We start from the raw sequence: 12,970 nt of genomic DNA on the forward strand, positions 1-12,970 counted from the left end.
GATACCGGCCTCACATCCATTCTTCTGGCTCAGAAATCGTTCAGTACTGAGCCCACCAGCGCAGTACGGGTTTGCTGAAGGCTCCGGGTTAATTTAATCATTTCCGAGACCGAGCTTCGATTCTTGCGGGCGAGTATGAGCGCGGCGGCCGCGCCGGCCGCGATTATTTGGGCTTCGGCGTATTCATTTGCGGCCGGCGTATCCAGGATGACGGTATCGAAATCACGGATCAGCGACTTCAGCAGCTCGGCAAAACCAGCACGGCCAAACAACTCTTGTGGATTCGGCGGTATGGCCCCTGCTGGGAGCACATACAGTTCGGGTAGGGAAGGCACGCGCGCAATCGCTTCGGTACCGATGCGACCAGCGAGCATGCCTGAAAGGCCGATAGTGTTGCCGAGCTTGAACAGTTCATGCTGGCAGGGCGTCCGCAGGTCGGCATCAATAAGCAAGGTACGCTCGCCAAGCTGCGAGAAAACAACGGCCAGATTAGCCGCAATAAAGCTTCGCCCCTCTCCAACGTTCGAACTCATAATGGCAAGAGCGTTGTGATGTGTCTCGGCATTGAACCAGCGAAACATAAGTTGACTGCGTAATGCACGCAACTTCTCAACGACAGGACTGAATGGCGTATAAGCGGCTACCACCTGATGATTTAGGCTGGTATCGTCCGCCGGGAGATAAAGATCATCAAATTGGCGGGAAAGGGCGAACCGTATATCGTCATCCGTCAGCAGGCCCAGTTCGATCGCGATATCACCAAAACGCTTGTCCTGATCGTTTTGCAGGCGCGAGATACGTTCGGCGTTTTCCGCGGACAGACGCCCATTTTCAATGAGGATGGTTCCAATCGCGCTGCCGCTGCTGCCAATGGGCTGGGTCTTTCCATAGACAAGCGGATCAGCGGAATTCGTGGCCTGATTTCGCTTGAAAGTGGAGAAGCTGGTGCTCACTGGTTTCATAGTCTGATTCCGATTGATTTCAGGAAGCCTTCATTCCGAGTACCTGCCTGGACACTTTCTGACGGGAAAGTTTTTTGGGAAATCTGCGTAAAGTCGAAGATGATGCTGCGGATGGAATCGTCGCCAGTACCGGCAGATCGATGATCTCGGCGAGATCCTCCACTGAGCGCACGCGACGGTTGCCGAGTTCAAGTATCAATGCGAGGCCTACTCCAAGTAGTGTTCCAAGAAAGATCGAAATTAATACGTTGAGGAATATCCTGGGCCGAGAATGTTCGGTGGGTATTGAGGCGGGATTGAGTGTTGCAATATTTGTTTGCACCGAATGACTTTCAAGCCGGGTTTGAGCGGAACGCAGACTCACACCTTCAAAGTTACGCTGGGCAGCTTCTACATCTCGCTGGAGCACGCTAATCTGATCACGCTGCCTGTTCAGTTCTAGTACACGTTTTTTCTGCACTTCCATTGCTTCGAGCAACTCCTTTTCCTTCTGCTTGCCAACTCGGTAGGACGTACCGATGCTGTCATGGATTTGCCGAGTCTCACTGGCCAGCTTGTTCCTGAGCGCCGCAAGTTCAGATTGGGCACGCTTGGTTTGCGGGTGATTTGCGCCAAGATTGACGTTGCCTTCCTGGAGCTTAGCCTCAAGGCGAGCGATGTCCGATTTAATGCTGTTGATCAATGGGCTTTGCATCACTTCTGTCAGCGTTTCGGGATTACCCACGGACTTGCGCTTACTGCTGCTGTCGGAAGTCTGCCCCTGAACGATGGTTAGCTGTGTTGAAAGTTCGTTGAGCTTCGCGACTTCATAGTCAAGGCGTTCATCGGTAGCGACAATGCCGGTTTTTTGCTGATAGGCAGAGAGCGCCTGTTGAGCCTTTTCAAATTTATCGCGAAGTATTTTGATCTGATCTTCAAACCAGGCAGCATATTGGCGGGCGGGTTCGACCTTGAGATCAAGATTGATATCGATGTAAGCCCGTGCAAAGGCATTGGCCACAGTCGCGGCAAAACCAGGTTCGCTGCCACTGAAATCGATATTGATGACATTGCTCTCGCGCGAAGGTTTGACGTCAAGTTTCTGCTTCAGCAGAGCAGCCAGCCAGACGGTTAACTCACCTTCACCGTTGGTAGCTGCCATCCATTGTTCGCGGATGGCAGGGCTCTCATCCATGCGAAGCAATTTGACTACGCGCTGAGCTACGCGATCACTATTAATGATATCTATCTGCGTAGCCATATAGCCGGGAGCCGCGAGGCCGGGCAAAACCATTCCCGCCAATGGATCGGGTGACTTGACATCAACCACAACGGCGGTACTGGCGGTATATTGTTTTGGCAACAATAGACTGATCACAAGTGTAGCGATCACAATAACCAATAGCGTGAAAACCACTACCTTGTAACGCGCCCGGAGTATAAGCAGGAATTGCTGGATTGTCATGACTTTGACTATCAGAAAATGCTTTCGCGTACGTAGATAACGTCGTTGGGCTGCACCGCATCGGTCATCTCTGGCGAGAGCTTCTCGATCTTGCCCTCGTCATTCTTCCGGTGGAGACGCAAACGCCATTCGCTGCCGCGCGTGGTGGGGCCACCGCCTTGAGCCAGTGCCTGCATTACCGTCATGCCACGTTCGATACGATAAGGGCCCGGCCGCTGGGCCTCGCCATATATGTAAAAAACCGGGGCGCGGTGCACGTAGATAATATCCCCGCCAGCGAGAAAGATATCTTCGTCCGATTTTGCCCCAAGGTAAAGTGCGGGAATATCTATAACTTTACGGAAGGGCTTGCCATTCCGTAAGCCAGTGACGATGGCGAAATCATCTCCGGCCATCGTGGCTCCCCCGGCCATTGCCAGCATGTCGCTGACACGGCTCAATGTCTCAAGTGGAAAACGCCCTGGCCGGTTGACCTGCCCAAGCACACTCACCTGGTTACCGCGCATCTGTAAAAGGACAATATTGATTTGCGGGTGCTGAACGAAACCACCATTTTTGAGTGCCGCGGCAATCTTCTTTTCCGCAGCAGCAATGGAAAGGCTGCCAACGTCAACGGCACCAATCAACGGAAAAGTGATGGAACCATTTTCGGATACGCGGGTTTCAGTCGTGAGATCAGGATTCTGGAAAACATTGATACGCAGGACATCTCCCGGACCAAGTGGATAGTCGAGATTATCCTCCGCAAAAACGTTCGTCGCCAACAAGGAAAAAACAATGAATGTCCGAATGAGTACTTGGGTCATGAATGTCACGCTTTTCTTATGCATTTCGGTAAGTTGAACAAGTTTCACTTCAAACCGGCCACACCTTTTTCAACAGCGATGTCAGCAGCAGACTTCGATATGGCAGCGCCTGCCGCAGGTGCAGCTGGTGGCGCAGTGGCTGCCTGAGATGTCGCACTGTCGCCGCCGGAGAATTCGCCCATATAGGTAATTTTGGCTTTGGCCTTGAGCGCTTTGAGCTCTTGCTTGGCTGCCTCTGTCGTACGCTGGTTGCCGAGAAACTGTTGAATGCGTGGGAGTGCGACATCTTCGGATATCGGTACCGACTGTGAAGCGGCAAGCCGCATCACCGTAATGGATTGGGGACCTTCCATAAGCAAGCCTTGCCCGACTTTGAGCGGATGTATTTTGGGCAGCAATTCAAGCGGAATCTGCTCGGCTGGACGCGTGGCACTTCCGCCCACGAATTTTATGCCTTTACCCTTTAACCAGTTGGCAATATCCTCCATTGATTTGCCACCATTGAGCAATTCACGTAACTCGTCCGCAATCCCGGATATTGCGGGAAGCACGATTTCCTGGATGTTGTAGATGCGCCGCTCGGCAAAAAGCTGCGGATGTTCAGCGTAGTATTTCTTTGCATCATCGACAGTTGGTTTGTCCATTCCCGCGGCAATCTGCTCAACGTAGGCACGGGCAAGGATTTCCCGGCGTGCATTTTCGATGGACATGAGAACATCGGGTGAGCGATCGAGTTTTTTCTCAATAGCTTGTTCGACGGCGAGTTCCTGATCAACAAGCCTGTCGAGGATTTCCCGGCGAATCTTCGGCGCCATTTCGGGCTTATTGGCTCCGGCGCCCGTACGGCTAAGTATGTAATTGACCTGGTGAACCGAGATTTCTCCGGAATTGACCTTAGCCGCAATCTGGCTAGCGGGCTTTTCGGCTTCCTTGTTGTTGCAAGCGGCCAGCCCGAATGCAGCGGACACAAACAGTATCGAATATGTTAATTTTTGACGGAATGCTTCCATGTGTACCTTGAAAGAAAAAATGTTGACACCCACAATATTCAGAAATTGAATAATACGATTGGTAATCACGGCCCATCAGGTGAAATGACGGGGTGACAGATCAATCAGCCAGATTCAAAAAAATAACCGATGTATCTTAGGTTTACAGTGTTGCATTTTCGTGACCGCTGCTTGCCTTACGGTACTTTGATTGTGCCAGCTGATGATTGGCCAGTATAAGAAGAAGGTAACAAAAAATATATACACCAGATACCAATCGCCGTCAATGCGGGTTATACGTATATTTGAGATTTTGTAGAATTATTCGCAAGTGTCATCGGTTCGATTGACAATTACGTTTTTAGCATCCGCTCATAATTAAAACTCGTGTGGTCATCCCCATCGGGATTATCTCCAGGAATCGCTGGTCTTCCGATAGTCAACGAATCAAGTATGGCATATGCCGCAAGCCGACTATATGAATAATTATAATTACAATATACGAATCAGATTATTAAGCAATGATTACAAAGTACTACTCCCCGTTCCCGGAAATATTCTCTCCGCCGTCAAAAACTGAGTCTCGCCGTAACACTGCCTGCAGTACTGTCGAAATCGAAGCCGGTGAGGCTGGAGGATCGATGATCCCTCTGAAATACAGCACTCATCGAGAGCATATTCAGTGGCTTCCAGTCCAATGCAATAAGGCCGGAATGCATTGTGTCGCTACGATCGGCGGGAAGGGAAATAACAGCGCCCAGGAAATCGCGAACGATAAAATCGTAGCGCATGCGTAAGGCTGTTTTATCTGTGATTTGCCACACTGGTGACAGTGAGAAACGGTTGGTGGCGATATAACTACTGGAAAAGCGCTGAAACTGAGAAAGTTGGAACGCAGACGCAGTTTGGAAATTGGAGAGCTCGCGCGCCCAACTCATGGATATGCGGGTTTTGGCGGTTGGAGCCCAATTCAGATTGAAATTGCCCACGAACCCGGAAAAATCGCGCTGGGGAAAGTGGGCATGGTTACGTTCGAGATGACCGGCACGCGCATCGATGGAAGTCTTGCCGGTAATAAACCAAGCTAACCGTACTTCATGTTCCAATTCGTCGAAACGGGTATCGAAGAGCTCGCTTGAAAGCGGTTGCGGCCGCTTAAAGAATTCACCCAGACCGCTTCTTACCTTGTAGGTCAGCGAGCTGCCAGAGGGAAAGTCATAGCGAATGCCACCTTCGACGGAACGCACTCTGTTATCAAAATCCTGCACGGTAAGCCGGCTGTTCTTGCGCGTATCTTGGGAAATACCACCGATAATGCGCCAGCCCCCATTGATTTCGAAGACGCCATCGAAACGGATATTGTCATCGGTACGTAAATTGCGATTGGTAGAGTTGGCAAATCCAGTGAGGTCGGCAAAGTTGTTAAGCACCTCCCTGTGGCCACTGCTCAACTTACCGTGAAGATAGGGGGTTAGATACCAATGCCAGGCGGCCGTATAGTTTTTTCCGATAAAATTAAGGAAGTCAAAAGTATTATAGCGATTATCGACGATACTGCCATTAAACTCGAAGCGCTGCATCGAATAAAGCTTGTTCACGCTGAGCGCGACCGATGAGGTTACGATTTGATCAGATCGAGAGGGTTGTCCGAGCAAGGTAACCGGGTTGACAAGGGGCGATAAACGGAAAACATTGCTATCGTACATCAGCATGCTGCTCGCGGTTACATTGAACGTATCTCCCGCATCGGCACTGGCATACTGGACAGTCAATGGTAACAATATGAAGGCGGCAATCGCGAGCCAAGGACGGTTGCAACGGGAAAGATTCAGCAGCAACATTTTCTTAATCGGTTTTTTTATCTTTCCGGGTACAAATAATACCGCAATGGGTATTATGCTGGCTGCAAGAAGGTAACGGAGGCGTTGCTCACAGACAATAGCCCATAGGAGCTATCGGAGAGACCAAGCGTCTGAGTTCAATACGCGGCGCGATCCCTGAAGACCACCATGATGGTTTTGAGGATGATGTGCAGGTCAAGCCGCAGCGACCAGTTGCGCAGGTAGTCGAGATCGTGGTCGATGCGCGCCTGCATCTTGTCGAGCGTCCGTGTTTCGCCGCGGTAACCGTTGACCTGGGCCCAGCCGGTGATTCCGGGCTTGACCTTGTGGCGGATCATGTAGCCCTTGATCAGGTTGCGGTAGATCTCATTGTGCGCCACGGCGTGCGGGCGGGGCCCGACGATGCTCATGCGCCCCTGCAGGACGTTGACGAACTGCGGCAATTCGTCCAGGGAGCTCTTGCGCAGAAAAGCGCCGATGCGCGTGATGCGGCTATCTCCCTTTTGCGCCTGGCGGATCGATTCGCCATCTTCGCACACCCGCATCGAGCGGAATTTGTAGACCAGGATTTCCTCTCCATCGAGGCCGTAGCGGCGCTGCTTGAAAATGACGGGGCCGGGGGAATCCAGCTTGATGGCCAGGGCGATGATCAGCAGAAGCGGCGAGATCAGCGCCAGGATGAGCAGGGAGAGAACGATATCGCTGGCGCGCTTGATGATTCCGTTGGAACCGGTGAAAGGCGATTCGCACACGGAGATGACCGGGGTGCCGCAAACGGTGCCGCTGCGGCCCTGGATAAGATCGGTGATGAACATGTCGGGCACGAAGTAGATGGAGGCCGTGGTGTCTTTCAGTTCGTCGAGCACATGGAGGATGCGCGGCTGCGAGGCCATCGGCAGCGACAGGTAGATGTACTGGATGCGGTTTTCCTTGACGAAGCCGGGAAGCTCGCGCAGCCTGCCGAGCAACTGGCTGTTTGCGGCCTGGTTGAGCCGGTTCGGGCTGCGGTCATCGAAGAAACCGGACAGCTCGATTTTTGAGTAGCGCGTCTCGTGAATGCGGCCGGCCAGCGCGGCGCCTTGATCATTCATGCCGACGATGATGGCGCGCTGCGGCGGCCCTTGCAGCATCAGCAGGTAAGGGGCGGTGGCGCGCAGCGCCAGATGAGCGCCGATCTGGCTCAGCGGCGCCACCCAGAGCCATGTGATCAGCGCCTCGCTGGAGAATTCGTTCATATAGCCGGTGGCAACGCCCAGAAGAAGCAACAGCAAAACCACCCAGAACCAGCTGTACAGAACGTCGAAGACCAATCTTTTAATTGAAAATTGCAGGCGCGAAGTGCCGGGGAAGGTGATCGAAAACACGATTACCGCGAGAATCAGGTAGGGAGGCGGCAATCCCCCTTCAATGCGGGTGCTCACCAGCCAGAGCGAAAGTATCAATGCCGCAGGGTCGAGAATGGACTCGACAGCGCTCAGCATGTTGTTGCCAAGCGGCCCTTTGCTATGGGTGGAAACCGTGGAAGCAGAGAATACCGGATTGGCTTCAGCCATGGCTGAGACTGCGTTCTATCTTCGATACGGCCTGCATCCGGTTATAAACGTCAAGTTTCTTGAAGATGTGCTGCAAATGGTTTTTTACGGTGAAGGCGCTGATGGACAGGATACTGCCGATCTCGGCATTGGTTTTGCCCATCTTTACCCAGTTCATGATTTCGCTTTCACGCTCGCTTAGTCCGTAGTCTTCACTTTCCGGAGAATCCGCCAGAAGTACCCCGGCGCAAGGGGGGTGCGCCAGGGGTGCCACGCGGCGTAATGCCGTGTCCAGATAAGGCAGCAGGATTTCCATTGCACTAAGCGTGGAGCTATCGAATTTGTCTTGCGAGCTGAAAATCACGTAAAGACAATCATGACGTCCGCGTTTGTCGCTGATGCCATGCAGCACCGAGGAATGCATGCCCTGCAAGGCTTTGCCAAAAGAGGATGGCAGGCCGCCCTCTTCATACAAAGCATTAGGTCGAACGCTCGATGCGCAGGCCATTCTCCCCAGTTCATCCCACCGATTATAGAGTTTCCGCAGCAACGGTGATAGATCTTCCGATTCCAAGTGTGCGGTTCTAATCCCAGGTAGCGCGGAAACGATATCGTGCCGGATAAAATTTGAGCCAAAATCGCCCCAGGCGGCAAGCATGATCTCATGAGGCAGATAATGCTGAACTTCTCCCTGTAACCATCTGAACAGGTCAAGGTGTCCGCGCACGGTGATCCCTTCCTGGATAATACGGGCGTAACGCTGAAGATGATCAGAAGAAAGTGAAGAGAAGAAACTCATAATCGTGATGTTTGGTCAGCTGCTTGGTTTAAGAAGTTGGGCAGATTGATTCTTCGACGCAAAAGCCGGTATTCCACTGGTTCATGTACCTGACTCAAAGTATGAGAAAGCCATGGCGCCGAAGGAATGTTGCACCATCACTACTGCGTGACAACAACTACCTTATTCAGCGGATCGTCATCGCTGCCGAAGAAACCTTCTGTTCTTGATAAAAATTCTCCAGGCTGCGCGGACGGCGGGCTTCGAACCCATTTTGCACGGTAACACCAGGAAACCATATTTAATATTTCCCCGTTGGAGTGTCCGTGCGATAACCCACATAACGTGGGATAGCGAGGAAGAATCCTGTCTTGACAAGATAAAGCACGATTCATGCCATGTTTTTTAACATTAAAAATCAATTAATTATCAAATGATACCAGGGCCATGTTGTCGTCAAACAAGGTAGATTTCTGGCCACCACATAATAACTATCTGTTTATAATGGAATTTTATTGTCGCTAAAGAGCGACAAATAAATTTATTCGGGAAATGCCACCAATGGGTTGGCATTTCCCAGGATTGCGACGTGGTAACAGTCTCTTATGTAGCAGGGTTACCCGCCTCAACGGCATGCGATGGAAGCGGATTGAAGAAAAGCAAGGTTGCTTAGCGAAATGAATTACCTATTTACCAGCACATTGCCAACGAATTCAAGTCAAGGCTTAATATATGCTGAACAAGTATCTGATGCTTGGAAGCATCTTCAGAGAAACCACTTAAGCGCACCTATGGAATAAATAGCCCGATAATCGGTATCAGTCCATCGGAAGATAGGGCTAATGGGTTACCATGCATCCGTCTCTGGGTTAGAGGGGGTGAATGGGGGCTACACCTGTGTATTTACAATAGTAAAGCTGGGGGTTTTTGGTGTCCAGGGGAAATTGTGCAGACGTCTGCAATACCTAGGACTTTTGAAACTCGCACTCAGACCATGTAGCAAGCTCGTCAACGATCAGCGAAAATTGCTTCAATTGCTCAGTATCCAGCAGCGAGGCCTTTAGGGGATGTGGGTTTTCATTAGGCTCATATACAAGGGTCGATACATCCATGTGTTGGTCAAGCTCATGGGAGTAAGTTTTGAATATGGTCTTCTGGTATTACCTCACGATCAAGTCCGGTTAAGCCGTCGCGACAGAACACGAACGCTGTGGTGATTGATTGAACGTCGTCCGAAGCGTGTGGCAGCATAAGAGCGCGCCTAGCGTCTCTAAAGCTATTAGCCTGGTGCTCATATTTCAAATGGCTCTCTCTCATAACAACGGGTTACAAACCGGTTACATTTTATAAATAGGGTTATAAAAAAAGACCTGCATTTCTGCAAGTCTTTGTTTTTATGGGGTGGCTGATGGGGATCGAACCCACGACAACCGGAATCACAATCCGGGACTCTACCACTGAGCTACAGCCACCATCCGAAAATAACCGCATAGCCTGGAATACCATGAGCTAGAAGATAGCTTATGGCGTGCCCGACAGGAATCGAACCTGTAACCCCCAGCTTAGAAGGCTGGTGCTCTATCCGGTTGAGCTACGGGCACCACTCAAATCGGATTTCGCCCCACATTAGCATGAATTGGTCGGGGTGGAGAGATTTGAACTCCCGACATCCTGGTCCCAAACCAGGCGCGCTACCAGGCTACGCTACACCCCGGAAAGGGCGTTACTATACCTTTCCATCCATGAAAGGTCAATTTATGGCCTTCTTCCACCAGAATTATCGTGGACCCGGAACCGCGCCTGAACATATGGCTCCCTGATGATATGCAAATGTTGACCTTGAGGGCCTGCCGGGCGCTGCTTCTCAGTTCTTCATTTTATTCCGTTCGATCAGCGCATAAGCCGAATGATTGTGGATGGATTCAAAGTTTTCTGATTCCACCACGTAGGCATCTATGCGCGCATCTCGATCCAGGACCACAGCTACGTCGCGAACGGCATCCTCGACAAATTTGGGATTGTCGTAGGCCTTTTCGGTAACGTATTTCTCGTCCGTACGCTTAAGTACTCCGTACAGCTCGCATGACGCCTGGCCTTCGGCGATTTTTATCAGCTCCTCGATCCAGACAAAACTGTTGATGCAAATCGAGATCGACATATGGGAGCGCTGGTTGTGAGCTCCGTAAGCGGAAATTTCCTTGGAACATGGGCATAGGCTGGTCACCGGTACAATGACCTTCATGGTGAACTTGTAGCTTCCTTCACTGATTTCACCGATAAAGGTCACCTCATAATCCAACAGGCTTGTTATTCTGGAAACCGGCGCCGCTTTGTTGATGAAATAAGGAAAGGTCATTTCGATACCGCCGGATTCGCTTTCGAGCTTCTCTACCATGGCTCGCAAAATATTTTCAAACGACTCGACGGAAATTTCCCGCTCGTGGCTGTTGAGTATCTCCACAAAGCGCGACATATGCGCGCCTTTCATATTATGAGGCAAATTTACATACATATTGAATAGGGCCACGGTATGCTGTTTGCTGCCATCCTTGTCTTTAATCGTCACCGGATGACGGACGGCCTTGATACCTGCCCTATTGATTGCGATACGCCGGGTATCCAAGACGCCTTGGACATCCGCAATAAGAAAATTCATGTCGTTCATGATACCTGCCTTCCAAAAAGGGACGCCTGCGGATCAGGTAAAATGGTTGAAACGGTGGAGTTTTAACTACCCGGGAAGTCTTGATCTGACCGATCTGACGATTCCTGTCTTATCCAGCCCGCAGTCCGCCAGCATTTGCGAAGGATCGCCCTGGTCTATAAAAATATCCGGCAATCCCAATTGCAGCACCGGACCGGCAAAACCCCTGCTTTCAAGGGATTCCAGGACCGCGCTACCCGCGCCGCCCATCACGGTATTCTCTTCAACCGTCACCAATAGTTCGTGACTCGTTGCCAGAGAGGCAATCAGGTCTTCATCCAATGGCTTGACAAAACGCATGTTGACAACGGTCGCGTTTAATTCTTCCGCTGCTTCCAGACAGGGTTTGAGCATGCTGCCAAAAGCCAGAAGTGCGATTTTCTCCCCGTTGCGGCGAATCTCGCCACGTCCCACAGGGAGTACCTGCATATGTTTTTGCGGCGCTATGCCGGTTCCCACGCCACGTGGATATCGTACTGCGGTGGGCGTATCCATTTGAAAGGCGGTATAGAGCATCTGACGGCACTCGTTCTCGTCGGACGGGGTCATCACGGTAATATTCGGGATACATCGCAAATAGGTTAAATCAAAACTGCCGGCATGAGTGGGACCATCCGCACCTACCAATCCGGCGCGGTCTATGGCAAACACTACCGGCAGGTTCTGGATCGCGACGTCGTGAATCAACTGGTCGTAGGCTCGTTGCAGAAACGTTGAATAAATGGCCACTACCGGTTTCATGCCGTCACAGGCCAAGCCCGCCGCGAAAGTGACCGCGTGCTGCTCGGCGATACCGACATCAAAATAACGATCGGGATATTCCTCGGAAAATCTCACCAGCCCCGAGCCTTCACGCATCGCCGGTGTGATTCCGATCAGGCGCTCATCCAGTGCCGCCATGTCGCACAGCCACTCCCCGAAAATCTGGTAATAGGCAGGCTTGCCGGCAGCCTTGGGAAGGATACCTGCCTCTGGATTAAACTTGGCTACACCATGGTAGAGAATCGGATCATCCTCCGCCGCCTTATAACCGGCGCCTTTGCGCGTTACTATATGCAGGAACTGGGGGCCGTTGAGATGTTTTATGTTATTGAGCGTGGTCACCAATATGTCAAGATCATGACCGTCGATGGGACCGATATAATTGAAACCGAATTCTTCAAATAACGTGCTTGGCGTTACCATCCCCTTTACGTGCTCTTCCGCGCGTTTGGCCAGCTCCAGCATCGGTGGCACCACACCCAGCATTTTCTCGCCAGCACGCCGGGCCGTCGCATAGAATTGTCCCGACATGAGCCTGGCCAGGTAATTGTTAAGCGCCCCTACCGGGCGCGATATCGACATGTCATTGTCGTTGAGTATCACCAGCAAATTAGTGTTCATGGCGCCTGCGTTGTTCAATGCCTCGAACGCCATGCCAGCGCTCATCGCACCATCGCCGATAACCGCTACTACGCGCCGGTCCTTTCCTTCCCTTTGCGCCGCTACCGCCATACCGAGCGCGGCGCTGATGGATGTACTGGAGTGCGCCGTACCGAATGCGTCGTACTCACTTTCATCACGTCGCGGGAATCCTGCAACGCCGCCTTGCATGCGCAATTTGCTCATGCCTTCACGACGGCCGGTAAGAATCTTGTGAGCGTAGGTCTGGTGACCAACATCCCATACCAAACGGTCATGAGGCGTATTGAAAACATAATGCAATGCAATGGTCAACTCGACTGTGCCGAGATTCGACGACAGATGTCCTCCTGTTTTAGCTACTGATTCAACAAGGAACTGGCGCAATTCGTCCGCGAGCTGCGGCAGCAGCTTGCGTTCCAGCCTTCGCAACTTGGAAGGGATATTAATGGTGTCAAGCAGTGGATACATTTAAACCCTGAAAAATGTTGTATTCTTTATTGTGGCAAACAT

The 12,970-nt window shown here is 51.5% G+C and carries 9 protein-coding genes and 3 tRNA genes; all 12 read right to left on the reverse strand.

Going from position 1 to position 12,970, the window contains the following annotated elements; all coding sequences use genetic code 11:
* Nucleotides 1-29: 29 nt before the first annotated feature.
* The gene (gene epsG, locus EBAPG3_RS01480) at nucleotides 30-962 is read right to left on the reverse strand and encodes a chain length determinant protein tyrosine kinase EpsG (RefSeq protein WP_004180941.1); all 933 of its coding nucleotides are present in this window, start codon (nucleotides 960-962) and stop codon (nucleotides 30-32) included.
* A 19-nt stretch (nucleotides 963-981) separates the two neighbouring features.
* Complete coding sequence (gene epsF / locus EBAPG3_RS01485) at nucleotides 982-2,406, reverse strand: chain length determinant protein EpsF (RefSeq protein ID WP_004180942.1); 1,425 nt, start codon at nucleotides 2,404-2,406, stop codon at nucleotides 982-984.
* Between the two features lie 11 nt (nucleotides 2,407-2,417).
* On the reverse strand, nucleotides 2,418-3,212 hold the full coding sequence (epsE, locus tag EBAPG3_RS01490) for a polysaccharide export protein EpsE (protein WP_051049120.1): 795 nt from the start codon (nucleotides 3,210-3,212) through the stop codon (nucleotides 2,418-2,420).
* Between the two features lie 44 nt (nucleotides 3,213-3,256).
* On the reverse strand, nucleotides 3,257-4,291 hold the full coding sequence (locus tag EBAPG3_RS01495) for an EpsD family peptidyl-prolyl cis-trans isomerase (protein WP_004180944.1): 1,035 nt from the start codon (nucleotides 4,289-4,291) through the stop codon (nucleotides 3,257-3,259).
* 479 nt (nucleotides 4,292-4,770) lie between these two features.
* Complete coding sequence (gene epsL, locus EBAPG3_RS01500) at nucleotides 4,771-6,042, reverse strand: XrtB/PEP-CTERM-associated polysaccharide biosynthesis outer membrane protein EpsL (RefSeq protein WP_004180946.1); 1,272 nt, start codon at nucleotides 6,040-6,042, stop codon at nucleotides 4,771-4,773.
* A 137-nt stretch (nucleotides 6,043-6,179) separates the two neighbouring features.
* Nucleotides 6,180-7,523, reverse strand: coding sequence for an undecaprenyl-phosphate glucose phosphotransferase (locus EBAPG3_RS01505; RefSeq protein WP_418304124.1), 1,344 nt, complete (start codon nucleotides 7,521-7,523; stop codon nucleotides 6,180-6,182).
* Between the two features lie 64 nt (nucleotides 7,524-7,587).
* Nucleotides 7,588-8,373, reverse strand: coding sequence for an XrtB/PEP-CTERM-associated transcriptional regulator EpsA (epsA, locus tag EBAPG3_RS01510; RefSeq protein ID WP_085921879.1), 786 nt, complete (start codon nucleotides 8,371-8,373; stop codon nucleotides 7,588-7,590).
* A 1,376-nt stretch (nucleotides 8,374-9,749) separates the two neighbouring features.
* Nucleotides 9,750-9,824: transfer RNA gene (locus EBAPG3_RS01515), tRNA-His, on the reverse strand.
* A gap of 52 nt (nucleotides 9,825-9,876) precedes the next feature.
* Nucleotides 9,877-9,953, reverse strand: a tRNA-Arg gene (locus EBAPG3_RS01520).
* A gap of 36 nt (nucleotides 9,954-9,989) precedes the next feature.
* Nucleotides 9,990-10,066 (reverse strand) — tRNA-Pro (locus EBAPG3_RS01525).
* Between the two features lie 150 nt (nucleotides 10,067-10,216).
* Nucleotides 10,217-11,017: a GTP cyclohydrolase FolE2 gene (gene folE2 / locus EBAPG3_RS01530; protein ID WP_085921880.1), complete on the reverse strand. Its 801-nt coding sequence runs from the start codon at nucleotides 11,015-11,017 to the stop codon at nucleotides 10,217-10,219.
* Between the two features lie 66 nt (nucleotides 11,018-11,083).
* Entirely contained in the window at nucleotides 11,084-12,928 is a 1,845-nt protein-coding gene (gene dxs / locus EBAPG3_RS01535) for a 1-deoxy-D-xylulose-5-phosphate synthase (RefSeq protein WP_085921881.1), read from the reverse strand.
* Nucleotides 12,929-12,970 lie beyond the last annotated feature (42 nt).

The organism is Nitrosospira lacus (assembly GCF_000355765.4).
Lineage (GTDB): Bacteria > Pseudomonadota > Gammaproteobacteria > Burkholderiales > Nitrosomonadaceae > Nitrosospira > Nitrosospira lacus.